This is a genomic window from Paenibacillus sp. NN59 (assembly GCF_057597225.1).
The window spans coordinates 729,925-753,725 of the sequence record NZ_CP199678.1; the positions used below are offsets into that span (position 1 = coordinate 729,925).

22 protein-coding genes and 1 riboswitch are annotated in these 23,801 nt (G+C 48.1%); of the genes, 14 read left to right on the forward strand and 8 right to left on the reverse strand.

The genetic code is table 11. The features are described 5' to 3' along the window. Window positions 1–38 precede the first annotated feature (38 nt). Together ACT89M_RS03360 and ACT89M_RS03365 are read right to left on the reverse strand one after the other, a co-directional pair. Window positions 39–1,337, reverse strand: a complete 1,299-nt coding sequence (locus ACT89M_RS03360) for a Fe-Mn family superoxide dismutase (RefSeq protein WP_308723487.1) — start codon at window positions 1,335–1,337, stop codon at window positions 39–41. A 166-nt stretch (window positions 1,338–1,503) separates the two neighbouring features. After that, window positions 1,504–2,523: an alpha/beta hydrolase gene (locus ACT89M_RS03365; protein ID WP_090924572.1), complete on the reverse strand. Its 1,020-nt coding sequence runs from the start codon at window positions 2,521–2,523 to the stop codon at window positions 1,504–1,506. Window positions 2,524–2,946: 423 nt separating this feature from the next. Between ACT89M_RS03365 and ACT89M_RS03370 the strand changes: the two genes are divergently transcribed. Together ACT89M_RS03370 and thiC are read left to right on the forward strand one after the other, a co-directional pair. Beyond that, window positions 2,947–3,690, forward strand: a complete 744-nt coding sequence (locus ACT89M_RS03370; protein WP_090924571.1) for an IclR family transcriptional regulator — start codon at window positions 2,947–2,949, stop codon at window positions 3,688–3,690. A 161-nt stretch (window positions 3,691–3,851) separates the two neighbouring features. Further along, a riboswitch (TPP riboswitch) is annotated at window positions 3,852–3,965 on the forward strand. Window positions 3,966–4,361: 396 nt separating this feature from the next. Further along, the gene (thiC, locus tag ACT89M_RS03375) at window positions 4,362–6,185 is read left to right on the forward strand and encodes a phosphomethylpyrimidine synthase ThiC (protein WP_308723488.1); all 1,824 of its coding nucleotides are present in this window, start codon (window positions 4,362–4,364) and stop codon (window positions 6,183–6,185) included. Between the two features lie 78 nt (window positions 6,186–6,263). Here the strand turns inward: thiC and ACT89M_RS03380 are convergent, their stop codons facing one another. The 5 genes from ACT89M_RS03380 to ACT89M_RS03400 all read right to left on the reverse strand — a co-directional run bounded on the left by ACT89M_RS03380 (window position 6,264) and on the right by ACT89M_RS03400 (window position 10,166). Further along, window positions 6,264–6,707 carry a hypothetical protein gene (locus ACT89M_RS03380; RefSeq protein ID WP_090924569.1) on the reverse strand — a complete coding sequence of 148 codons (444 nt, stop codon included), beginning with the start codon at window positions 6,705–6,707 and terminating at the stop codon, window positions 6,264–6,266. Between the two features lie 103 nt (window positions 6,708–6,810). Further along, window positions 6,811–7,485 (reverse strand): aspartate/glutamate racemase family protein, encoded by a 675-nt coding sequence (locus ACT89M_RS03385; protein ID WP_308723489.1) that lies wholly within the window; start codon window positions 7,483–7,485, stop codon window positions 6,811–6,813. A gap of 138 nt (window positions 7,486–7,623) precedes the next feature. Further along, window positions 7,624–7,791 carry a hypothetical protein gene (locus ACT89M_RS03390; RefSeq protein WP_161557043.1) on the reverse strand — a complete coding sequence of 56 codons (168 nt, stop codon included), beginning with the start codon at window positions 7,789–7,791 and terminating at the stop codon, window positions 7,624–7,626. Between the two features lie 500 nt (window positions 7,792–8,291). Beyond that, window positions 8,292–9,134, reverse strand: a complete 843-nt coding sequence (locus ACT89M_RS03395) for a zinc ribbon domain-containing protein (protein ID WP_487344996.1) — start codon at window positions 9,132–9,134, stop codon at window positions 8,292–8,294. Between the two features lie 81 nt (window positions 9,135–9,215). Then, the gene (locus ACT89M_RS03400; RefSeq protein WP_251511595.1) at window positions 9,216–10,166 is read right to left on the reverse strand and encodes a helix-turn-helix transcriptional regulator; all 951 of its coding nucleotides are present in this window, start codon (window positions 10,164–10,166) and stop codon (window positions 9,216–9,218) included. A gap of 305 nt (window positions 10,167–10,471) precedes the next feature. Between ACT89M_RS03400 and ACT89M_RS03405 the strand changes: the two genes are divergently transcribed. The 7 genes from ACT89M_RS03405 to ACT89M_RS03435 all read left to right on the forward strand — a co-directional run bounded on the left by ACT89M_RS03405 (window position 10,472) and on the right by ACT89M_RS03435 (window position 15,682). Then, complete coding sequence (locus ACT89M_RS03405) at window positions 10,472–11,170, forward strand: response regulator transcription factor (RefSeq protein ID WP_090924565.1); 699 nt, start codon at window positions 10,472–10,474, stop codon at window positions 11,168–11,170. Beyond that, entirely contained in the window at window positions 11,163–12,269 is a 1,107-nt protein-coding gene (locus tag ACT89M_RS03410) for a HAMP domain-containing sensor histidine kinase (protein ID WP_308723491.1), read from the forward strand. Before ACT89M_RS03405 ends, ACT89M_RS03410 begins: the two co-directional genes overlap by 8 nt. Window positions 12,270–12,348: 79 nt before the next feature. Further along, window positions 12,349–13,218 carry a M15 family metallopeptidase gene (locus tag ACT89M_RS03415; RefSeq protein ID WP_308723492.1) on the forward strand — a complete coding sequence of 290 codons (870 nt, stop codon included), beginning with the start codon at window positions 12,349–12,351 and terminating at the stop codon, window positions 13,216–13,218. A 53-nt stretch (window positions 13,219–13,271) separates the two neighbouring features. Then, a complete protein-coding gene (locus ACT89M_RS03420) occupies window positions 13,272–13,913 on the forward strand; it encodes a VanZ family protein (protein WP_308723493.1) in 642 nt (213 codons plus the stop codon). Between the two features lie 155 nt (window positions 13,914–14,068). Then, entirely contained in the window at window positions 14,069–14,263 is a 195-nt protein-coding gene (locus ACT89M_RS03425) for a hypothetical protein (protein WP_154891907.1), read from the forward strand. 684 nt (window positions 14,264–14,947) lie between these two features. Next, window positions 14,948–15,355, forward strand: coding sequence for a hypothetical protein (locus ACT89M_RS03430; RefSeq protein ID WP_154891908.1), 408 nt, complete (start codon window positions 14,948–14,950; stop codon window positions 15,353–15,355). Between the two features lie 12 nt (window positions 15,356–15,367). Beyond that, complete coding sequence (locus ACT89M_RS03435; protein ID WP_154891909.1) at window positions 15,368–15,682, forward strand: hypothetical protein; 315 nt, start codon at window positions 15,368–15,370, stop codon at window positions 15,680–15,682. Between the two features lie 138 nt (window positions 15,683–15,820). On the opposite strand, the gene acnA is transcribed toward ACT89M_RS03435, so the two are convergent. Further along, the gene (gene acnA / locus ACT89M_RS03440) at window positions 15,821–18,535 is read right to left on the reverse strand and encodes an aconitate hydratase AcnA (protein WP_154891911.1); all 2,715 of its coding nucleotides are present in this window, start codon (window positions 18,533–18,535) and stop codon (window positions 15,821–15,823) included. 341 nt (window positions 18,536–18,876) lie between these two features. Between acnA and ACT89M_RS03445 the strand changes: the two genes are divergently transcribed. The 5 genes from ACT89M_RS03445 to ACT89M_RS03465 all read left to right on the forward strand — a co-directional run bounded on the left by ACT89M_RS03445 (window position 18,877) and on the right by ACT89M_RS03465 (window position 23,686). Beyond that, the gene (locus ACT89M_RS03445; RefSeq protein ID WP_090924557.1) at window positions 18,877–19,896 is read left to right on the forward strand and encodes an amidase domain-containing protein; all 1,020 of its coding nucleotides are present in this window, start codon (window positions 18,877–18,879) and stop codon (window positions 19,894–19,896) included. Window positions 19,897–20,034: 138 nt separating this feature from the next. Then, the gene (locus tag ACT89M_RS03450; protein ID WP_154891913.1) at window positions 20,035–21,135 is read left to right on the forward strand and encodes a D-alanine--D-alanine ligase; all 1,101 of its coding nucleotides are present in this window, start codon (window positions 20,035–20,037) and stop codon (window positions 21,133–21,135) included. A 59-nt stretch (window positions 21,136–21,194) separates the two neighbouring features. Further along, on the forward strand, window positions 21,195–21,518 hold the full coding sequence (locus tag ACT89M_RS03455; RefSeq protein ID WP_090924555.1) for a hypothetical protein: 324 nt from the start codon (window positions 21,195–21,197) through the stop codon (window positions 21,516–21,518). A gap of 193 nt (window positions 21,519–21,711) precedes the next feature. Then, window positions 21,712–22,713: a UV DNA damage repair endonuclease UvsE gene (gene uvsE, locus ACT89M_RS03460; protein WP_090924554.1), complete on the forward strand. Its 1,002-nt coding sequence runs from the start codon at window positions 21,712–21,714 to the stop codon at window positions 22,711–22,713. 109 nt (window positions 22,714–22,822) lie between these two features. Then, entirely contained in the window at window positions 22,823–23,686 is an 864-nt protein-coding gene (locus ACT89M_RS03465; RefSeq protein WP_244159478.1) for an inositol monophosphatase family protein, read from the forward strand. Window positions 23,687–23,801: the final 115 nt, after the last annotated feature.

Consider the following 23,801-nt stretch of genomic DNA (forward strand, 5'->3'; position numbering starts at 1 on the left):
GAGATATCTCTTTTTATATTTGCTGGAACCAGATTACCTTAGTAAGGCGGCCATAGGAGCTTGCGCGCGGTTTCGTACCGTTCAGCGACAGCGGGCCAGTAGATGACATTCCACCAGTCTTCAATGTACTTTTTGCGTTCGTTTTGATGCTTGAGATAGTAGGCATGTTCCCATACATCTAGTGGCAGGAGTGGAACGATATCCGATTGGGACAGATTTTGATGTTTTTCAGCCTGCAAAATTTCCAAACGATGTGCTCGCGGACTCCAGACCAGCATTGCCCAGCCGCTACCTTCCACCTTGTTAGCTGCCTCGGTAAATTGATTTTTGAATGCTTCATAGCTGCCAAAATCACGTTTGATCTGCTCTGCAAGCATTCCGGTAGGCTTGCCGCCGCCTGCTGGGTTCATAATGGTCCAGAAGATGGTATGCAGATAATGTCCTGCTCCATTAAAAGCTAGCTCTCGTTCCCAATGTTTGATGAGCTCAAAATTATTCTTTTTCCGGGATTCGGCGAGTTTCTTCTCCGCAACGTTCAAACCGTCCACATAGGACTGATGGTGCTTGTCATGATGAATGCGCATTGTCAGCTCGTCAATGTGCGGTTCCAGCGCATTATACGCGTAAGGGAGGGGAGGTAACGTGTGTCCGCCAATAGGAACCGGCTTTTCTCTTACCGGGGCAGATGCAGGCAGCGTTTCCGCAGGAGACGTCCCAGCCGTTGATGGTTGGAGTGACGACGATTGTACCTGTGCAGATGCGGCAAGGGAACCATTGGCATTGGTTTGCCCGGCTAAAGATGCTTGTGACTCCGCTGCTTCTAGACGTGTGTCTTGGGCGACTTTGGAGTTAATGTTGTGTAGTGCATTCTCTAGCAACATCGATGAGGGTGGTTCTGTTTCACGCAGAATGCCGGGCTGGCTCAGGGTTTCTAATACCCCCAGGAAATACTCCGATTCGCGGATGATATGCAAGATGAAGGTTTGAGCAAGTGGGACCGCACGCACCGCTGCACTTTGCTCCAGCATAATATAAAGCTGCTTGATAAACTCTTTGGACTGATGTTTTGCTGTCTGGACGAGTTGATCGATACTTCGCATGATATAGGGGGCAGGCGGCTGGGTTGCAGGCAACAGCTGTTTTATCAACTGATTCGCCACTCGCTCACTGTACGCAAAGGCTGATTCCCATTCTTCCAGAAGTTTAACGTAGGAGGGCTCAAGGTCAGGAACCAGTGTGCGAATGATGAGCGTATGTTCTTTCTCTTGCTCTTTCCAGAAACGGATTTCTTCCAGCGTCCGTAGAGGAAGCAGATGACCGTATCCATCGCAGTTCATATGCGTTATACCTCCAATCTTTCAGATTATTTTTCGAACCCGCTCTTCGTCCAATTACCTTTGCTCTGTCTCAACAGTGTATTCTTGGGACGCATTGTCCTATGTGTATAAAAAAAGAGCCCCGGAGGGCTCTAAACACATCGAAATGCTGTATATCATTTTAATATTACTGCCGGTTTTGTTGCACATCCTCACTGCTTGTTTTCGTCACATGACTAAGGAAAATCGAAACACGGCGTAGATATTCCTTCGGATGCTCCCGGAAGATCAGTTCATGATGCGCGCCTTGTACAATCCATTCTTCTGAATAAGGATTCGTCTGATTAGCGGCAAGTTGTTCGGCAATCGGATAAGGGGCCTTCTCATCTTCTGTACCATGAATAAAGAAGATTGGGAACGGATAGTCCTTTTTCTTCACTTCCTGATACGGGATTTGCTGCAAGCCGGTACCGTTCAAGATCGGGAAGAGCAACTTCATAATCTCGAGCGTAGGCTGACGCGGCAGATTGATCTGATTATGAATGTTGTGGTACAGCGTATCCGGCTCCAGCAGGAATGTACTGTCCAGAATCATGGCATCCACTTCTTTGGTTAGCAGTCCGGTTTGCAGAGCCGTGCCTGCTCCCATGGAAAATCCCCAGACGACCAGCTCCTGTGCTCCGCGCTGTTTAGCAAACTGAATAGCTCCCAGCAATTGCTGAGACTCAGCTTTACCACCTGTTGCTACCGCTCGGTTGACCTGAGAGGCAAAGCCGTAATCGAACATCACCACATTAAACCCGAGCTGGTGCGCGTAATGGGCGAGGTCATACATAGGCACCCAGGTTTCCTCCCGATTGGCTCCATAACCGTGGCTGAAGATGATGGTTTTGCCCGTATCGGTATTCGCAGGGATATACCAGCCTTGCATGGTTCTGCTACCGTCGGCCGCAGGGAATGTAATGTCCTCATATTTCATGTTTTTGGCCTGCATCGGGTTCGAAAACACCGGTGCGACCGTAGGGTTGGAGAGCACCCAAGCAATATAACCGTGTAAGGCAATAAAACAAAACAACAGAAAAAATACAACGGAGAGCAGCAACGCTACGACAATATGTTTGAACCGAATCAGCCTCGGTGACAACGAAGAGGGCAGATCGGACACTTTGGTATGCAGCGGGGCTTCGCTCTGGGATGTCGGATACATGCACGCCCCTCCTTTGAGTTTCGGTTGAGGATTAATATGGACAAGATCATAACGATATGAAAAATAGCATATAGGTACTTTTTAGCACGTATTCATGACGATGGCATCCTAATGCTAAAGTCACGCTTTTGATATTTTATCTGAATTGGTTTCTATCTTTATCGTATGTCCCGATATAGTCAAAGTCAATTGATTGGAGGTATTTGTTACGCAATTGTTATATAGTTCTTAAGATGTAGAGGTAACAATTCCATAGTGTGTAAATTACAGGAGATTACGATGTGCCAATTGGATATCCTTGTTCATTTTTTTGTTTTCAGATCATCTTCAAAACGGTTCTTTTTGGTTTACAGATGAGACCGTTTCTCATATAATTTATGTAACCAAGTTTCATGTGATGAAACATGAGGAGGGCATCATGCCATGGAAGACCGCAAGTTAACCGTCCGGGCTGTAGAACGGGCGCTGGATATATTATTATGTTTTACCACGCGCAGTGATCTTGGACTCACTGAAATTGCTAGTCAGATCGGTTTACACAAAAGCACGGTACATCGATTGATGGCTACACTGGAGGATCGGGGGTTCGTAATACGTGATGCGGCAACCGAGAAGTATCGGCTAGGTATTCGAATCTGGGAGCTGTCAGCGCATATGTCACGTAGTGACGATCCTGCAATTTTGCTGTTACCTGCAATGGAGAGGCTGCGTGATCGCTTGGGCGAAACCGTAAGTCTCTACCTTCGTGATGGCGGTGAACGGATTCGGATTCAGGCTGTGCAGAGTGATCAGGCGATTCGGCGGGTTGCACCTGTAGGGGTCAGACTGCCGCTTTCCGTAGGAGCCTCCAGCAAAGTATTAATGGCTTTTGCCGCTGATGAGGATCGGGAGGAACTGATGAACGGCCCGGAATGGCCAGTATTTATCGATCCGGCCGTCTATCTGGCACAGATGGAAGACATTCGAGTGAGTGGCTACGCAACCAGCTATGAGGAACGCGAGCCGGGAGCTGCCGCTGTGTCTGTGCCAATTATGGATCGCAGAGGCAACATTGCAGCAGCGCTTTCCGTGTCTGGACCTGTTAGCAGGCTCTCGCAAGAGACATTACATGAGTACGCGCCTGTGTTGAAAGAAGCAGCTGTACAAATGGGACTTATGTTGCCATAGGGGAAGGCTCTTGCATGAAGTTTTGCTCGAAGGGAATTTCCTCTCTGGAATATTAAGGTTGAATTTAAGCCCAGATTACGCTACTCTGTAATGGACGACCCAGCGGGGTCGGTTGAATGTCATATTTTAAGTTGAACAGCGGCTTGATTGTCGCAATACGTTTACGTTACTGGGGGAGTCCGAATTGTCCGGACTGAGACGGGATCGCATGAGATCCCGGACCCTTTGCACCTGATCTGGATCATACCAGCGTAGGGAAGTAATCGGCCATATGACCACAGACACCACAGACGTTAACCCGGGATCCATGCTGTATTGCAGCAGGTGGCCCTTGTTGCGTGTATGGTGATGGACATTAGTCGGTTCCTTCGGAACCGGCTTTTTTTATTTACAGCGGCAAGCAGAGATTCAGTTGTTGTGTTTCACCTTGGAAGTGACAGCACAATAATTGCGGCATATATGCCTAGACTTCTAAGAGAAGTGATCTCGTGTTTCGTGCTCATGCTGATTGTGCATAAAAGTTGTCTTTTGGATCATTCTAGCTGCTTATGCAGGGTCAATCCTGCTGTGCTTCTGTGCTCTGCTTTTTCCAGACAGGTGTGGTAAGTCAAAGCTGTCACATTGGTGGACGATATGGGCAAATGAAGATCACAGAGGAGGAAACAGGAGACATGAATACAGGTAACCAAACGGGGCAACAGACGGGAATAGAGGAAACAGGGCGCGATGGTCATCCGGTGGAAAAGAAAACCGGAGCGGCTGGAGGGGTACAACCCTTCCCGGGCAGCCGCAAAGTCTACATTCAGGGCTCACGACCGGACATTGCTGTACCGGAGCGTGAAATTGCCCTTCATGATACGAATACTCCCCAAGGAGTGGAGCATAATGAGCCGCTGCGTGTCTACGATACGAGCGGCCCGATGACCGATCCCGAATTCCAGATGGATATTCGGAAGGGATTACCTGCGCTCCGAAATCACTGGATTATGGAGCGCGGTGACGTTGAAGCATATGAGGGCCGCGCAGTGAAGCCGGAGGATAACGGATTGAAGGCGGGAGGACGGAGAGCCGGGGCAGAGGAGTACCCGGGATTCCGCGGTCAACCGCTACGTGCTCAGGCTGGACGCTCTGTCACACAGATGCATTATGCAAGGCAGGGCTTGATTACGCCCGAGATGGAGTACGCCGCTATTCGTGAAGGCGTAGAGCCTGAATTCGTGCGGCAGGAGCTGGCGAGCGGCCGGGCTATTCTTCCATCCAACATCAATCACCCGGAGAGTGAGCCGATGCTGATTGGGCGTCATTTTCACGTGAAGATCAACGCCAACATAGGTAATTCCGCTGTATCTTCCTCTATCGAGGAGGAGGTGGAGAAGATGACCTGGGCTGTTCGCTGGGGATCGGATACGGTAATGGATCTCTCCACAGGCAAAGACATTCATACCACACGGGAATGGATCATCCGTAACTCCCCAGTGCCGATTGGTACGGTGCCGCTCTATCAGGCACTGGAGAAGGTAAATGGCGAGGCGGAGGCCCTCACTTGGGAGTTGTACCGGGATACGCTGATTGAACAGGCGGAGCAGGGCGTGGACTATTTTACAATTCATGCGGGTGTGTTGCTCCGATATATTCCGATGACAGCGAAACGGATGACGGGAATAGTGTCTAGAGGCGGGTCAATTATGGCGGCGTGGTGCCTGGCACATCATCAGGAGAACTTTTTGTACACCCATTTTGAAGAAATCTGCGAGATTATGAAAAGGTATGACGTTGCTTTCTCCCTCGGGGACGGACTGCGTCCAGGTAGCATCTACGATGCCAACGATGAAGCACAGATGGCGGAGCTCGCCACACTTGGGGAATTAACGCAGATTGCATGGAAGCATGATGTGCAGGTGATGATTGAAGGGCCGGGGCATGTGCCGATGCACAAGATCAAGGAGAATGTGGATTTGCAGATGGAGATCTGCCAGGAAGCGCCGTTTTATACGCTCGGGCCACTGACCACAGACATCGCACCGGGATATGATCATATTACGTCTGCGATTGGGGCAGCGATGATTGGCTGGTTTGGTACGTCTATGCTCTGCTATGTCACTCCAAAGGAGCATCTGGGGCTTCCGAACAAGGATGATGTACGTGAAGGAGTTATCGCTTATAAAATAGCTGCCCATGCCGCAGACCTAGCCAAAGGCCACCCACGCGCTCAGCGCCGGGATGATGCACTGTCGAAGGCACGCTTCGAGTTCCGCTGGAGAGATCAGTTTAACCTGTCACTTGACCCGGAACGAGCGCTATCCTACCACGATGAGACCCTACCCGCAGAAGGGGCGAAGGAAGCACATTTCTGCTCCATGTGCGGACCGAAGTTCTGCAGTATGCGCATCACGCAGGACATCCGTGCCTTTGCCGCAGATCGCGGCCTGAACGATGATGAAGCAGTAGCCGCCGGGATGCAGGCGAAGGCTGAGGAGTATCGGGCGCGGTCGTAAGCTTCCGCAACCGAAAAAGTGACCCGACAGGACTGAAGTGCCTGAGCTTGGGTCACTTTTTTATGTTTAAGTTGTAGGTTACTCGTAATATCCTTTTGCATACACGGCTGCGGTTGAGAAGCAGAGATGTTTCATTTCATCCTGTTGAATTTCAGGTGGCATCTCCAGGAACCATGGCTCCTTCATATCTTCTCGGGTCATGGGTACCGGACGCCACAGGATCAAACCGATCTGATCGAACTGGAAACTGCAACCAAGCTCGGGATCTTCACGGTCATATGGCGCAATAGCGTCCAACTGCGGTATCAAAATGTCAGCCTCGGTGCCAAGCAGATCAAGTTCTCCCAGCATACACTTATACTCATCACTTTCATGAAATTCAATAAAATGTACTTTGCCTTGAGCATCATATTCCACGTTGGGATCAAAGCCGAAAGCTTCCGTTTGTTCAACTTCATTTTGTGTCATGCCTAAACGGATACCCCCGATGGATTGACCTGGTTCTACAGTGAGATGTTTCATGGTTACATTCCCTCCAAAATAAAAAGTCTACATAGTTGTGGCTGACCAACCTTGTCATGAAGCAGGGTACCGCTTACTAGAACTGCAAACAGTGCGAAAATGCTTATACTTTCTTCGTGATACCGATATCCCGCTCCAGATTCGCGCCTAATAATGAAAGCGGCGTATAGATGGTCATACTTGTATCGGAAGATGCCTGCTCAGCGGCAGGAGCCATGGAGAGCTGAGCAGCGACAAGACAAGTATCCTTGCGTTCAAGAGCAAGCTGCTGCAATGCTTCTTCTAACGCGGTGATGTAGCCTTCCTGGTCACCTCGCATGATCATGTCGAATAGACCAGGGAGCAACACGGATTCGAGCTCAGGCTTGTCCTTTCCTGCCAAGTGTCGATCCATATAGTCACGATATCGAGCCATCGTGGGTTCTACGGTGGCGGGATTGGTAAACGCGAGCAAATACCGCTTCGGATGTTTTACCATCATCGCGAGCAGTGAATCGTCAATACCCGTTACCTTAATCGGTAACGGTTGTATTTGTTCCAGTACGGCAGCGAACAAGGTGCATGTCACAAGAATGGCGTCAGCGTGACAGCGGCTCATCCATTGCAGTGTCTGATTTACTTTTTCCCGAACAAGCGCACTATTGAAATCCTCATCATGCTTGAGCCGATCAAGACCGGGGTCTACATAATGAACCAGTTCGATATTATAGGAAGTCAAGGCTTGTTCAATCAACCTGATATTGGAGTAATGCGCGTGGAAACAGGCAATGGTGCTCATAGGCAATCCCCTTTATGTAGAGTGACTACAAGACGCGCCTGGATCACACAATGTACGTGAACCATCGGTAAGAAACTTCGCGCCTGAAATGTCACCTTTTACACGTAGTATAGGGAGTAGCCGCAAAGATGTAAAGCGTTATCTCATGTTCATGGATACGTTCTTTTTCGCCATTTTTTGCTGTAAAATTTCATGGAAGGATAGGCCTTGAGTGTTCTCATTTTCCTTTTTCGGAGCAGCGGTCGCCGTGTTGCGCGGATATTGGTGGTGATACGGGATCATTTGCTGAATAGGCATGCGGATCATCTTGGTTCCTCCTTACATGCATGATGGACATGCATCGTTAGTGTGTATGTATTTTCAACATTCGTTTTGTTGGTGAAAATAAAATGAATTCACCTTGTACACATATAGGTACATATGACTTGTTACATGAAGAAGCGGCAATCCAATCGTTATTCCGACTCGGATGTAGTGATTTTACCCGGTATTCAGAAGATGTAAACGGTTTTAGGGAAATTCAGGAATAAAGAACCTGATATGAAAGGCGAGGTATGGGAGCGTGGTATCGGTTGTTATGTGAATGGTCCTAATTTTAGGGAAGTCAATGGTGCTTGCCTCTAAGACATATGTCCAAGTGACTAGGTATGGTATATGCTAACTAACTTGGTTCTATGGTCGGGGTATATTGATCGGAAAATGTCAAAAAAAGCTGCCAATACCACTTGGCAGCTGCAGTTTCCTCATTTGATTCTCTCTTTAAATTCTTCTTTTTTGAAGAGGGATATCCGTTAGTATTACTTCCGTTACCTACGTTCGTTTACCGCAATATATACATCCACCTGTGTATGTTCCGGGTCTAAACTGCGTTCATCGTAGTACTCAAAATCGCCGGTAAATGTTCGGTCACTCTGATGCCTCCACGTCCATACTGCCCCCCACACCTCACTGACCACCTCAACCATGGGTCCGGTTCTCGAAGTAAACACTGCATAGGTAGCAGGCGGTAACTGTACCTCGTCGAAACCTTCAGGTAGTCGTTCTTCCTCGCCGATTTCATGTCCGATCAAAATGGTATATTCTCCAGCAATGCCATCCGCGTAATCCGTGTAACAGCCATAGCGTGCAGCCTCAGTAGCCGGAATGTGTTCGGAGGCAAAATAACGGCCCCACAACGCACCGATGCTGCCTTGACCGCTCATCTCAATTGCGTTGGTTGTACGTGCGGACAATCCGGCTAAGCGTTTGCCTGGAAGGGTGACATAGCGAACAGGCTCTTTGGTCAGCAGAGTATCGTTCACCGCAGAAGCAACGTCAGATGATGCTGCCCCAGCATGAATAGGTGCATGAGCGACAGTCGCTGTCCCGTCCGGACCGTTTCCTACATTTCCTTCATTACGCCAGCGTTTCAGAAAAGGTAGTTGGTTGCTTAGCATCGAGCGGGCTGATTCCTCGTCCATGCCTTCTTCTTTGAGAATAGTGGTGCACATCTCGATCATGCCTTCTAGCGTCATGCCTGGTTGTTCGAACTTGCCATCCTTGTAACAATAAATGCAGTATTCACGGGTGGTGCTGCCATCCATTTCTGTACCAAATTGATCGGTACTTGTGAGTGGCATTCCACAGCTTTGACATACGGTAACGTTCATTATTCATTCCTCCTCGGTTATATGTACAACTTCAACCTGAACATAGTTGAAGTATACGGGGAGGAACTGGACAGCTGTCTGTCAGGTTTGAGCTGAGGTTTTATAATTTTGCACAATCTGCTCTGCCATCCGGCATACATTGTCCCGAATATGCAGAGGTTCCAGCACCTCCACGTCCGCGCCAAAACCGAGAATAAAGCCATATAGCCAGTTATCCTCAGGGAAAGCGATCTGGCTGATATAATACCCGTTCCCGTCAGGCAGTACATTCTCAATCCCAAACCATTCTTCCGCGAGATGACGGGCACGGGCATGGAATTTCAGCGTAAGTCCAATGTGATTGTTCGGACGGCTCCATTCCTGCTGCCACGGTCTGTCCTGAAGGTTGATGGATTGACGTTCAAAATGTTGTTCGGCAAGCACAACCTCTTTCATGCGCACTAGCTTGAACATACGGAATTCATTCCGTTCATGGCAAAAGGCGTACAGATACCACGCGTGCCTTTTCAGCACAAGGGTGTGTGGATCGACCGTGCGACAGGTCTCTGCGCCTTCGGCGCTGCAATAGGCAAAATGAATGCATTGAAGTTGATCGATTCCCTGATCGATGACCTTTAATTTCTGTTGCAGTGCTTCAGGGTGAGTCCACGTTGAATAATCCACGATGAATCGGTGTGTGCTGGCCTGAAAATCTTCATTTTTGGCTTCCGGCACGATACTGCTCAGCTTCTCTACCAATAACTCACGCGCAGTATTCGTATGAGTGGTTGAGATGCTACGCAGCGCCGTGACGATGGAAGCGAGATCCTTGTCGGTTAACAGATTGCGATCCAGCCGGTAACCTTCTGCCAGCCCGATGCCACCGCTCGCGCCCTGATAGGTCACCACCGGAATTCCAGCTTGGCCTAATGTGTCGATGTCCCGATAGATTGTACGTATGGATACTTCAAACATCTCTGCCAGGTCTTTGGCCTGTAATCGCCTGCGATTAATGAGCAGTACCACAATGGCTAACAAACGCTCCAGTTTCATAGATATATCTTCCTTTTTTATTAGTGTCTATATAAGTGGAATATTTCTTTTACACTTGAACGGAGAAGACAGAAAAAACCTGGAGAAGCAAAGCGGTCGCCTTTATCACCGGATTTTCCCTATAGAGAAGGGAATCAAAAAAATTCTGGGGATAACAGCGATCGGAGGGTTATTCTGTCATCGGAGTGGACTGTGTAAAACTTGTTCTGCTTATATAACATTGCTTTCAATTGTGTATGTGGGAGTTATCTGTTAGATTCATAGGTATTATATGCTCAGCATCCCATATAGGAGTGAAATAAGCAATGAAGCGAATTACGATTCTGATTGCGGACGATGAAATAGAGATCGCGGATCTGGTTGCTTTACATTTACAAAAAGAAGGCTATCATACCGTCAAGGCTTCTGACGGACAGTCGGCACTACAGGCCGTTCAGACACACGCCATCGATCTGGCGGTACTGGACATTATGATGCCGGGTATGGACGGGTATGAGGTGACCCGCAAAATTCGGGAGCAGCATCATTTTCCAATCATTTTCCTGAGTGCGAAAACCTCGGACATGGATAAAATTACAGGACTCGTGATGGGTGCCGATGACTATATGACCAAACCGTTTAATCCAATGGAGCTTGTGGCACGCGTCAACTCTCAGCTACGGCGTGCTTTGCAGTTCAGTCAGTCCACAGCTACGGCGCAGCGTTCTGTTTTGGAAAAAGGCGGACTTGTTATTGTCCCCGACCAACATAGCGTAACGCTTTACGGTAAACCGCTGGAGTTAACACCGAAGGAATTTGACATTTTAGTGTTACTTGCCAGCAATCCCAAACAGGTATTCAGCACAGAGATCATTTTTGAAAAGGTATGGGGCGAGGCTTATTTCGAGAGCGGTAATACCGTCATGGTACATATTCGAACACTGCGCAAGAAACTCGGAGAAGATGTGAACAAGAACAAGTTCATCAAAACCATCTGGGGTGTGGGGTACACGTTCAATGACTAAACGGAGAAGTTTTCGCACAACGATGATTATGATGCTTGGTCTGAGTATGTTGGCTTCTGGCGTCGTAACATTTATCGTGTATAAGCTGTTACAGATGTACTACGCAGGGGTGAGGCGGGAAGACCCGCTGGCGGAATATCGCAATATGATGAGAAGTATTGGCGATTTATATGTTTTTATGCTGCTCTTTATCCCGCTTGCGATTTTATTTTTCTACTTGTTTACCAGGCGCTATGTCACGTATTTCAAAGAGATTTCCGCGGGCATTAATCACTTGGCTAACGGGCATTTTGATCATCAGGTACAGATTGTAGCCAAAGACGAATTGGGTACGATTGCGGAAAGCGTCAATATGGCAAGCCAGAAGCTGCGAGAAGCGGTGAAACGAGGGGATTTTGCCGAGAACAGCAAAGACCAGCTCATCGTAAACCTTGCGCATGATCTGCGCACACCTTTGACCTCCGTACTGGGATATCTGGATTTGCTGATGAAGGATGAGCAGTTGACAGAGGAACAGGCGCGGCATTTCATCGCGATTGCGTTCACCAAGTCCCAGCGGCTTGAGAAGCTAATTGATGATCTGTTTGAGATTACACGAATGAACTACGGCATGTTACCTGTACGCAAAACGAGGCTGGACCTAAGCGAGCTGTTGAAGCAGATGAATGAGGAACTTTATCCTGTTTTTGAAAAAAACAATCTGGTCACCCGTTTACATATCGATAACGATCTTACCGTATCCGGAGATGGGGAGCTACTCGCTCGTGTATTCGAGAATCTGCTAATTAACGCTGCCAGACATGGCAAGGACGGGATGTACGTTGACATCAAAGGATTTCACGATGGAGGTCACGTTGTCATTCAGGTGACGAACTATGGGGGACATATTCATCCCGATGATCTGCCGCACATCTTCGACATGTATTACACCGGAGATCGGGCACGGACCGTGCAAGAGGGAGGTACGGGGCTTGGACTGTTTATCGCACGTAATATCGTGGAGCAGCATGAAGGTATAATATCGGCTGTAAGTGATGTGGTGCACACGATGTTTGAGGTTCGTCTACCTGTTTTCCAGCAGGTTTCTCATGAAACTTAAGAAAAATTTAAACATTGCCCTGCGTTTTCTTTAAATTGTTTTGTCTATCCTTGAATCATGAGAGGAAGGAGGAACAATCATGAAAAAGTGGGGCTTTCTACTATGCATCATTTTGATTGGATATATCGTAACGCAATCAACGGCAGCTTTACAGCAAAAAGAGGGAGTGCCGATTGTTATTTTGAATACCGATGAGAAATACAGGGGGTACCAAGAAGTCACAACTCAAGATATGAAACAGCAAATACATAAAGGCAATCTTGTTTTAGTCAATTCCAAACATCCGATTCACCCGGAGGGTATTCGCTCCGATGTTGTATATGTAGCTGATGAAGAAGACTTGCTTCAGGGTTATGGCATCATGGATCAGACGTTGATGTTGTCTCGTGAGGTCACAGCAAAATTTCAGAAGATGGTTGAGGCTGCGGGTAAAGAGGGTGTGCGCTATTTCCTGATGAGCAGCGGGTACAGAGATTTCGAGAAGCAGGACGAGCTGTATCGGCAAAAGGGTTCAGACTATGCGCTGCCTGCGGGTTACAGCGAGCACAATCTGGGATTATCCTTAGACGTGGGGTCAAGCCTGGCCTCGATGAGCGAAGCTCCTGAGGGGGCATGGCTGGAGAAGAACGCGTGGAGATACGGTTTTATTTTGCGATATCCGAAAGATAAAGTGAACGTGACCGGTATTCAGTATGAACCCTGGCATTTCAGATATGTTGGCATGCCGCATAGTGCAGTGATGTACAAGAACCATATGGTTTTGGAAGAGTATCTGGAGATGTTAAGAGAAAAGAAAGACGTAAGCGTCGATCTGGACGGCGTTACATATGATATCCATTATTATCAGGTGTCGCAGGATGCGAAAATATATCTGCCAGAGAATGATGCCTATGACATCTCCGGTGATAATATGCAAGGAGTTATTGTTACGGTTGAAAAATCGTCTTGATGATGAGTATCAACCTAAGAGGACGGCCTGACGGAGGAGGAGGGAGAGACAGCATGAGACAGAACGAGCCGGACGAGCAGGTTAGGCAACAGGGTCAAAAAAATCACCCAAAAATCAAACTTTTTGATGACAACCAACGTCATAAGAATCATAGTCCCCATCGCAATGGGATCAAACCCAGTCCGCTTCGAATCGTCTGGATTGCCCTATTCGTGGTCTACCTCTATATGCTAACCAAGCTGATTTTATTTAAAGGAGGGCCCGTGGACGTAGGACTGGTATGGGACAGACTGATGGCGTTACTGCGTCAACCAGATCTGATTCATACACGAACTGTAAATCTGACGCCATTTCAGGAGATCAAGCGAGACTGGCATAGTCTCTCCGTTCATCACCGATCGGGAACAGCCATTCACTTGGTGGGTAATATACTTGCATTTGTACCGTTTGGTGTATGGATTACGGGTCTGGTACGCCATTCTTTTTTCGCCGGGATTCATGTGCTGTTCCTATCCTTTTTACTTAGCCTGGGGTATGAAGTGACACAGTTGCTGACGGGGATGGGCATCTTTGATGTGGATGATCTTATGCTGAATACACTTGGTGGAATGATCGGATATGTGTTGTATATCGTGTTACTGGTATTGAACAGGCTATTCACTGGAGGAAGATCGAGAGTAGTGGTGAATAACTAGGCGACTGGCGATGAAATCACAGGAGAGTAACTGTGAGAATCGCGATGTAAATCACTGGGAGAGTAATTAAGCGAAAGAGTGATCGTGATAACTGTGGGAGAGAGGCCCATGTTTCGTGGCCTGCCTAAGGAGGGATTACACTGATTATTATCGCTGTGCTGTTGATTAGTGCAGGGTTTATGTTTCTGGTATATCCGCAGAGTACAACAGGTGCCACAGATCAGCAAATCAAGGATCGTCGTTTTCTAGCGAGGTGGATAGGAGCAACTTTGATCGTCATGTCGTGTTTATTTCTGATGATGGGAACCATGCAACTGTTCGATCAATCCTCACATTATATTGGACATTAAGCGAATCTCCCTATGAACGCACAGCTTGTAGCGATGCGTGAGAGGGAGTTTTTTTATAAAGACACGAAGGTGGCGGGGATTTTTAAAAACCCTGGAAACTCGAAAACCAAAAACCAAAAACCAAAAACCAAAAACCAAAAACCCAAACCCAAAAACCCAAACCCAAAAACCCAAACCCAAAAAACCTAACCCTATAATTATCAATGTTCTGTCTCTCTCGTAGCGCTAACGATCATGACAGAGCTTATTTGGTTGATTTAGCCAGCTTATAACTTCTAACGATCACCAGAAACGCTATTTTCTCAATTTTAGCTGAAATCGGGATAAATCGGGGAGGATTTACTTCAATAGCGTTCCTACGGATCGTTAGAATTTCACAAGGCCTATTTGGCGCCCAATAAGGCTCCTCATGATCGTTAGAGTCGTTAGCATTTTGGCTGCCGGTGTCATTGACGTTGATTTCTTAACTTCAGAAACGTTCCTGCGACGGATACAATTTTGCTTTGTTCGCCAGCGGGGGATTTTCACCTTAAAGTTACACTCTAGAGCATTGATTTGAGTAGTTTTTAGCGGAGCATTTTGTGATACTTCTTCATCGTTGTAGTGGAGAGACATCTAATGAGATAAAGAAAAGACGATTCACCTATTACCTGTATGTTCACTATACTTGAAGGAGGGTTCGAATTGATTCTGTTAGCTAAACAGCTTGCCGGAAGAATGAGAGCGCTGATCGCTATCGAAAGTGAGATCGCAGACGCAACACATAGACAAGAAGAGGAACAGGCCATACGAGCGTTGGAAAAGGAGAGATCCACACAGATTCGTAGCTTCACACGTGATGAATTATTGGTTATCAAAACGGTTATGAATATTGGCCGATGCGAAAGAGGTTATCGTTATTATGCCAACTCAGAGAATCCAGATTATTATGAGATCATTCACCTGTCCATTGAGCTGAACGAGCATGAGTTGATGCAGAAGTATTCATATTATCTGGTACATAAAACAGAACACGAGCTTGCAGATAGAATTGAGTATTATACGGCTGTTTCTGAACAACTGAAGGAAGGTATGGCTATTCTGAAACTCTAGGAGGCAGATCGGATGATTATGAAAATTTCGTATTACACTCCTGACGGTTTCTATTATTATGTCCCTGACGAGTATGCAGAGCAGATCGAAGCGTGGAGAAATGAATTTTCTGATTTTTTGCAAAGCATTGAAGGTAAACATCCGTTCACTCAATATATGGAATCGATTAATTTCGATGATGAACTGGAATATGGGGTGTTTATTCGCAGTTACGGCGGGGATGATTTTATGGATTGGATCAACGTCGAAAAGTTGAAAAGCAGGGGAATCTATCGTATAGCTGCACCACCAGACGATTCAGAGGTGGGAATCAGGATTGATTTTTGAGTAGATTGGGGTCCCAACTCAACTCAAGCTGAGTTCCCAACTCAATAAATCAAAAATCAAAAGCCCCGCTTCATCGTGCAGGCTGCACATGAAGCGGGGCTTTGCTATCTCATTTTATCCCATGAAAGATTAAGGGGATTACGCTTTTTTCATCATTTGACGCAATACCGTTTGCAGGATACCGCCGTTGTGGTAGTAATCCACATCAACCATACTGTCCAGACGAGCAATAACAGGGAAGTCGAACTGTGTACCGTCTTCACGAGTTACGGTTACTTTCAATTCTTGACCTGGTTTCACATCGTTGCTCAGACCTGTGATGTCAAACGTCTCACGTCCGTTCAGGCCGAGGCTGGACCAGCCGTGACCTTCCTGGAATTGCAATGGCATAACGCCCATACCTACCAAGTTACTGCGGTGGATACGCTCGAAACTTTCCGCGATAACGGCTTTGACGCCGAGCAAGAACGTTCCTTTGGCTGCCCAGTCACGGGAGCTTCCTGTACCATATTCTTTACCTGCGATAACGATCAGGTTCTGTCCTTCATCCTGATACTTCATGGAAGCATCGTAGATGGACATCTCTTCGTCTGTTGGCAAGTATTTCGTAATACCGCCTTCAGTTCCTGGAGCTACCTGGTTACGAATACGGATGTTGGCGAATGTACCACGCATCATGACTTCATGGTTACCACGGCGTGAACCGTAGGAGTTGAAGTCTTTGCGCTCTACGCCATGCTCTTTCAGATACAATCCAGCTGGACTGGACGGAGCAATGTTACCTGCTGGTGAAATATGGTCCGTTGTTACGGAGTCACCCAGCAATGCCATTACACGTGCAGCGCGGATATCGGAGATATCGTTCAGCTTGTCACCAAGCTCTTGGAAGAATGGCGGGTTCTGGATATAAGTGGAGTTCGGGTCCCACTCGTACAGTTCGCCTTCCGGTACAGCAATTTGGTTCCAACGCTCATTGGCAGTAAATACGTTCTCGTACTTGTTGCGGAACATCTGTGCATTCAGGGAGCTTGCAATCGCATCCTTGATCTCTTCGGAGCTAGGCCAGATGTCTTTCAGGAATACAGGTTGATTATTTTGGTCGTGACCGATTGGATCGGTTTCGAAGTCAATATCAACTGTACCTGCCAGTGCGTAAGCAACAACCAGCGGTGGAGAAGCCAAGTAGTTCGCTTTTACTTGTGCGTGTACACGGCCTTCGAAGTTACGGTTACCGGACAATACAGCCGCTACAGTCATATCGTTGGCAGAGATCGCTTCGCTCACTTCATCCGGCAGTGGACCGGAGTTACCGATACATGTTGCACAGCCGTAACCGGCTACGTTGAATCCGAGTTGGTCAAGATAAGGGATCAGACCTGCTTTTTCCAGATACTCGGTAACGACGAGGGAACCTGGAGTCAAGCTGCTTTTCACATATCCTGGTTTAGTGAGACCAAGTTCAACCGCTTTTTTTGCGAGCAAACCAGCACCGACCATAACGCTAGGGTTGGATGTATTCGTACAGCTTGTGATCGCCGCGATGACTACAGCTCCAGCTTTCATCTCAGTAGTGGAACCGTCAGGGTGCTTCACAGGCACTTTTTGTTCAATCTTCTCATCGCTCAGTCCATATCCGCCTTTGTCGACAGGAGTACGGATGATACTGTTGAAGCTTTCTTTCATTTGTGTCAGCTCGATACGGTCTTGTGGACGTTTTGGTCCTGCAAGACTTGGTACAACGGACCCGAGATCCAATTCAATTACATCCGTGAATTCCGGATCAACGGTGCTGGAAGTACGGAACATGCCTTGAGCTTTGTAATAAGCTTCAACCAGTTCTACTTGCTCGTCGGAACGTCCAGTGCTGCGCAGGTAGTTCAACGTTTCGCTGTCTACCGGGAAGAAACCGATCGTTGCGCCGTATTCCGGTGCCATGTTGGCAACTGTTGCACGGTCAGCAAGACCGATGTTGGCAAGGCCTGGTCCGTAGAACTCAACGAATTTGCCGACAACGCCTTTTTTACGAAGCATTTGAGTAACGGTGAGCGCGAGGTCAGTTGCTGTTGCGCCTTCGCTCAGGCTACCTGTCAATTTGAAACCGATAACGTCTGGTGTTACAAAATAAAGCGGTTGGCCAAGCATACCTGCTTCGGCCTCGATACCACCTACACCCCAGCCGACAACGCCGAGACCGTTGATCATAGTGGTGTGGGAGTCTGTACCCACGAGGGAATCCGGGAATACAACCGTTTCGCCATCAACTGTTTTGGTTGCAGCCACGGAAGCAAGGTACTCCAGGTTAACCTGGTGAACGATCCCTGTGGATGGTGGAACAGCACGGAAGTTGTTGAATGCCGTTTGTGCCCAACGAAGGAAGCGATAACGTTCTTCGTTACGCTCGAATTCAACTTTGATGTTGTAATCAAGTGCATCACTGGTTCCGAAAGCATCAACCATAACGGAGTGGTCAATAACGAGATCAACGGGAACGAGCGGGTTGATCTGTTTTGGATCTCCGCCTGCTTTTTTCACGGTGTCACGCATTGCTGCAAGGTCAACAACAACCGGTACACCCGTGAAATCCTGCAATACGATCCGCGCAGGGATAAACGGAATTTCCTTATTATTATCACGGCCTTCAGCCCAGCCAGTCAGTTGTTTAACGTGTTCTTCGGTGATAGCACGTCCGTCGTATTGACGAATCGCTGCTTCAAGCAGAACTTTAATCGAGAAGGGAAGCTTGGAAAGGTCGCCGTGGCCGCCTTCCTGAAGAGCGTCAAGACTGTAGTAGCGGTAAGACTTGCCTCCAACCTCAAGCGTACGAGCGGCGGAGAAATGGTTCTTGGCTGACATACATGTACCTCCTTAAAATGTGTCGGTGAGATGAAGAAAACGTTCATTTCTAAATGAAGAACAGGCCTTCACCGTTCCGTGTTCTTGTTCAGTGGTTTCATCAGATGAAACATAATTTCAAAATCATAACTTTAGTTCTAAGTATACCGTTTTCACATCCGTACGTAAAGGGCTTTTTGCCTGTTCAAGCAAGCGTTTGAAAGGATGAAGGCGTTTTCTACATTCTGGTATGAGCGTGGATGATTTTGATCTTTTCAGGTCACAGATTTAGCTGCGTTATTTGAGCTGTGCACATACAACCGAGGTTCCTTTCATATGAATAATAGGAGCAGACTGAACTCATGCCAAAGGGGGACACAAGCTTGGAACGCGAATGGAAGAGTGCCTTATATACGTACGTCAACCAGTACAATCGCTGTGAGATCGATTACCGTCCACAGACGAGTGAACGGATCGTAACCGATCCCGAATTTGTGGTGGAACGGGGAGAACGCATGGCAAGGCTGGATGAATGGTATCGCAAACGGCGCGCCGTACCTCTTCGCAGCGAGACCAGCGCCAAGCTTGTGCGTACACTCATTGATGGATCTGAAGAAGCAGTGGTGGAAGTGCAACTGTACAGCAGGTTGTTCTATGAGAAGAGTGGCATCACTCACCGGGAAGATCGGATCGAACGGGAGCGATTAACCTTTTTGCGCGAAAATGGCCATTGGAGTATAGCGCGTGTGGAAAGAGAAGTGCCGGAGCGCCGTCCAGCGGGGGAAGGACGGCCGTATCAACAAGCTGATTTTGTACAGGCGGTGAATCGGCCGCTTCTGAATCGGGAAGTATTGGGTCAAGGCAGAAGTGCCAAAAGGCATATATATCGTCGGGATCTGGCCGTGGCCTACGCAGATCGATGGTGGAATGCAGGCAATCCGGCATATGAAGAATTCGATGTGGACTGCACGAATTATGTGTCCCAGTGTCTCTTTGCAGGGGAAGCACCCATCCACTATACTGGTAGAAGAGAAGCGGGCTGGTGGTATAAAGGGTATGTGAACGGCGCGGAAATGTGGAGTTATAGCTGGGCTGTATCCAACAGTCTGGCAAGATATCTGTCGGGAAGTAGCTGGGGGCTGACGGCCACCGAAGTGGATCGTCCTGAGCAGCTTATGCTCGGAGATGTCATTTTCTATGATTGGGACGGCGATGGAAGGTTCCAGCACAGCACGGTTGTTACCGCTTTTGACGCGGGGGGGATGCCGCTGGTGAACGCACATACGGTGAGCAGTCGCCATCGTTACTGGGATTACCGGGATTCCTATGCCTGGACGGAGCGGACGGTATATCGACTTTTTCATATCGCGGACGAATTTTAACAGGGAAAGATTTGCGAGATTCGGTGACGCAGACAGCCCGTTCCGTGTAAAATAAGAACAGAGACCGGAAGCAGCAGGACAATAGCCTGTAACGGCTGCGCAGATAGCATCACGTACAGATATAATCGGAGGTTACGCATGAGTATGGATAAATTAAAAGTAGGCGTCGTATATGGCGGAAAATCAGGTGAGCACGAGGTATCGCTGCAAACGGCGTTTGCTGTAACAAATGCATTTGATTACGAGAAGTATGAACTGGTTCCTTTTTATATCTCCAAGCAGGGGACATGGAAAAAAGGAGCCGTGATGAATGCACCTTTTGCACGTATTGAAGATCTTAAACTGGAAAACTTTGCGGGCGGCACACAGGACGCACTGAACGCATTATTCGCACGATTGTACGGTGGAGCGGAGGCACTGGACATTATGTTCCCGTTGCTTCACGGCACGTTTGGTGAAGATGGCACGATCCAGGGTATGTTCGAGATGGCGGATATGCCGTATGTTGGCGCAGGGGTGCTAGCTTCGGCAGGCGGCATGGACAAAGTAGTTATGAAAAAACTGTTCGCTCAAGCCGGGATTGACCAGTGTGCCTTCACGTATTTTAACGCGACACAATGGAAACAGACGGAACACGAAATGATCGTACAGGTCGAAGACCAGCTGGGTTACCCGTGTTTCATCAAACCGGCTAACCTTGGCTCTAGTGTAGGCATTTCCAAAGCGCGTAACCGCGATGAACTGAAAACAGCGATTGAGTTTGCACTCCGGTATGATACCAAAGTAGTCATTGAGGAATTTGTGGAAGCACGTGAGGTTGAAGTTAGTGTGCTCGGAAATGATGAACCGATGGCTTCGGTTCCAGGCGAGATTGTATCCTCTGGTGAGTATTACGATTATGCAGCCAAATACATCGATGGCCAGTCCCAGATGCTGATTCCTGCACCGCTCGACCCTGAGGCAGCAGATCGCATTCGTGAAGCGGCTTTGCAGGCGTTCCGTGCCATTGAGGGTAACGGTATCTCTCGCGCAGATTTCTTCATTCGCAAGTCGGATGGAGCGCTGCTGATTAACGAAGTGAACACGATGCCTGGCTTCACCCCGTACAGCATGTACCCGCTCTTGTGGCGCGAGACAGGTGTGTCATATGCTGAATTGCTGGATCGCATGATCGAACTGGGACTGGAGCGGTATAACCGCAAACAGGCACTGAATTACGAAAACGGCGTTCAGGCATAGCCTGGACGATCCGCTATCCAAGCTAGATTTCCACTATCAGGAGATTGGGAGGAATGTGCATGGGATTTCAGACAGAGTTTAATTCCGTATGTAAATTCAAGAGCGAACAAGAGTTATTTGAACTGCTGGAATACGGCCGCGGCAAAATGGTCAAACAAGGCTTTCGGGTATTTCCTACCGGGCAGAAGGTCATTGCTTACACTCCGGACAATGTAGCGGTGGCTATTGTGAAAATTGTGGCTTCCATTGCGGAAATCAATTTTCAGAACCAAGAAGTAACGGAAGTAGAGATGCAGCTTATTCGCAAGCTGACCGAGGAAGAATCACGCATCCAGACGGCGCTTGCCGATGAGATGTTCTTTGGGGAACAGGCTGAGGGTTAGAGTCTACCGTTGGGTACGATCATAGAGCCTTATAGGGTCTATCTCCTGTAAGAGAGCGATCGGACGGATTTGCAATCACGGGATTACGCTCCCCTGTTTAGGGTAAAACTTGGTTATATACCATGTCGGCTTAGCTTCGCGGCTGTCTTCAGTCGTGCAAGTCTGTCCGTCCTAAACAGAGAGGAAGAAATTCATGCTTGTACGTTTCGGTTACGTGGCGATGTCGGTGCTGGTGGAGAATGCTTCGCCTTCCAAGACGATGACAATGGCTAGTTTTAATAAAATCGGCGACAGGGAAGCGGCGATTCGCAAGCTGGAACGCATTGCAGCCGAGAACCTGCACAATACCTTACGTTTGCTCCGGCACAATAAAGGAAGTCATATTCATGTATATCGCTTTTCTTCGAAATTAATTCCACTGGCTACCCATGAAGATTTGAGTGACTGGGACCCGTTTCCGGCACTGAAACCGGATTTCGAAGCCATTGGCGACTTCGTGAAGGAAAATCAGATGCGCGTATCCTTTCATCCAGATCATTTTACCGTACTAAGCACCCCTCGCGAAGAGGTGTTGCGTAACTCGATGAAGGATCTTCGTCATCATGTCCGAATGCTGGATGCCATGGGCCTCAATGCGACAGCGAAGAATAATATTCATATTGGTGGTGCATATGGGGACAAGCCTTCAGCTGCACGGCGTTTTGAAGAAAATTTCCTGAAGCTGGATCGGGATATTCAGGAGCGACTGACGCTTGAAAATGATGATAAAACGTTCAATTCACCTGAGACACTCGCGGTATGTCAGAACATTGGGTTACCGATGGTGCTGGATATTCATCACCAGTGGGTGAATAACGAAGGCGAGCAGCCATGGGAGCTGTGGCCGGATATTTTAAAGACCTGGCAATCACCGCTTGCCCAGGCCGATGCACCTCCAAACCAGCCATTAGTCCCCAAAATCCATGTATCCAGCCCGAAGAGCGAAAAGGACCCTCGTGGTCATGCGGATGGAGTGGAAGTTGAGCCCATACTTGATTTTCTGCGCCATATTGCAGCGGATACACCGGCCCTTGATGTCATGATTGAGGCGAAGCGCAAGGATGAAGCCCTGGTGCAGCTGATGCAGAAACTGGCCTTTTATCAGGATGAAGGTGTTGAATGGGTGGACGAGTCCACGGTACGAATTCATCCGTGAAGCCAAAAGGGGCTTGGACAGCAAGAAACTTTACGAATGCTCAGACGTATACTTCTAACAAGTATTTTTAACTTTTTCGTAGATTGATATAGAAAGTAGAGTGAACGCTTTGAGTGAAAAGGAAAAGGTACCTTATGTCGTGACAAGCAAAAGCTATACTGCCGTTGCCATTAATGCTGCGTCCAAAGCGGGCGAGTGGATCAAGAGCCGTCTGGGTACGGTAAGTGAACTCGGAACGAAGTATTCTCCTCAAGATCTGGTGACCGAAGTGGATAAAGGGGCAGAGCAGATGATTCGGCGCCTGATTCTGACCCATTTTCCAGACCACGCCATTCTGGGGGAAGAGGGAGTTGAACCGGGGCCGGAAGCTTCAGCAAGAGCGCTGAAAGAGGCAGCAGAGGAAGAGTACCTCTGGATTGTTGATCCGGTGGATGGAACGACGAACTTTGTGCACGGATTCCCATTCTATTCAGTTTCCATTGCGCTTGCACATAAGGGCGAAGTAATTGTGGGTGTCATCTACGATCCTTCCCGTGACGAATTATTTGTTGCGGAAAAAGGAAAAGGAGCCTATGTGCACGGAAACCGGATGACAGTATCGGGTGAGGAAACACTAACGCAGAGCCTCGTGGCGGTAGGCTTCCCGGCGGATACAACGTTTGCGTTGCCACTGAATATGGCCGCTGTTCAGGCCCTTGCTCCGCAGGTGCGCAATCTGCGTGCAGGTGGTTCTGCTGCCATTCATCTGGCTTATGTTGCTGCTGGGCGCCTGAGTGCTTATACGGAAGTGGGGCTCAAGCCGTGGGACATTGCCGCAGGTGCGCTACTCGTTGCGGAATCCGGTGGTAAGGTGACCGATACGATCGGAACACCATATACGCTAGCCGTGAATCATATCGTTGCCAGCAATGGCAAGATTCATGAGGCGTTGACGGATGTACTTAAAGAAGCTAAGGCTACCGGACTGGAGTAATCTGAAGGCAGCTTTGGTTTGGTATAAGTTACTTATATAATTTGAACTATTCTTTTACACGTTAACGAAGGGGACAGAAAAAACCTGGAAAAGCGAAGCGTTCGCCTAAAAGCTT

What these genes read in the sequence shown, in the direction of transcription:
- ACT89M_RS03415 (WP_308723492.1), top strand. Translation starts at nt 12,349, where the DNA reads ATGAAAAAGTGGGGCTTTCTACTATGCATCATTTTGATTGGATATATC.
- ACT89M_RS03370 (WP_090924571.1), top strand. Translation starts at nt 2,947, where the DNA reads ATGGAAGACCGCAAGTTAACCGTCCGGGCTGTAGAACGGGCGCTGGAT.
- ACT89M_RS03400 (WP_251511595.1), bottom strand. Translation starts at nt 10,166, where the DNA reads ATGAAACTGGAGCGTTTGTTAGCCATTGTGGTACTGCTCATTAATCGC.
- uvsE (WP_090924554.1), top strand. Translation starts at nt 21,712, where the DNA reads ATGCTTGTACGTTTCGGTTACGTGGCGATGTCGGTGCTGGTGGAGAAT.
- ACT89M_RS03380 (WP_090924569.1), bottom strand. Translation starts at nt 6,707, where the DNA reads ATGAAACATCTCACTGTAGAACCAGGTCAATCCATCGGGGGTATCCGT.
- ACT89M_RS03455 (WP_090924555.1), top strand. Translation starts at nt 21,195, where the DNA reads ATGGGATTTCAGACAGAGTTTAATTCCGTATGTAAATTCAAGAGCGAA.
- ACT89M_RS03445 (WP_090924557.1), top strand. Translation starts at nt 18,877, where the DNA reads ATGCCAAAGGGGGACACAAGCTTGGAACGCGAATGGAAGAGTGCCTTA.
- ACT89M_RS03420 (WP_308723493.1), top strand. Translation starts at nt 13,272, where the DNA reads ATGAGACAGAACGAGCCGGACGAGCAGGTTAGGCAACAGGGTCAAAAA.
- ACT89M_RS03435 (WP_154891909.1), top strand. Translation starts at nt 15,368, where the DNA reads ATGATTATGAAAATTTCGTATTACACTCCTGACGGTTTCTATTATTAT.
- ACT89M_RS03385 (WP_308723489.1), bottom strand. Translation starts at nt 7,485, where the DNA reads ATGAGCACCATTGCCTGTTTCCACGCGCATTACTCCAATATCAGGTTG.
- acnA (WP_154891911.1), bottom strand. Translation starts at nt 18,535, where the DNA reads ATGTCAGCCAAGAACCATTTCTCCGCCGCTCGTACGCTTGAGGTTGGA.
- ACT89M_RS03360 (WP_308723487.1), bottom strand. Translation starts at nt 1,337, where the DNA reads ATGAACTGCGATGGATACGGTCATCTGCTTCCTCTACGGACGCTGGAA.
- ACT89M_RS03365 (WP_090924572.1), bottom strand. Translation starts at nt 2,523, where the DNA reads ATGTATCCGACATCCCAGAGCGAAGCCCCGCTGCATACCAAAGTGTCC.
- ACT89M_RS03390 (WP_161557043.1), bottom strand. Translation starts at nt 7,791, where the DNA reads ATGATCCGCATGCCTATTCAGCAAATGATCCCGTATCACCACCAATAT.
- ACT89M_RS03450 (WP_154891913.1), top strand. Translation starts at nt 20,035, where the DNA reads ATGAGTATGGATAAATTAAAAGTAGGCGTCGTATATGGCGGAAAATCA.
- ACT89M_RS03410 (WP_308723491.1), top strand. Translation starts at nt 11,163, where the DNA reads ATGACTAAACGGAGAAGTTTTCGCACAACGATGATTATGATGCTTGGT.
- ACT89M_RS03395 (WP_487344996.1), bottom strand. Translation starts at nt 9,134, where the DNA reads ATGAACGTTACCGTATGTCAAAGCTGTGGAATGCCACTCACAAGTACC.
- ACT89M_RS03405 (WP_090924565.1), top strand. Translation starts at nt 10,472, where the DNA reads ATGAAGCGAATTACGATTCTGATTGCGGACGATGAAATAGAGATCGCG.
- thiC (WP_308723488.1), top strand. Translation starts at nt 4,362, where the DNA reads ATGAATACAGGTAACCAAACGGGGCAACAGACGGGAATAGAGGAAACA.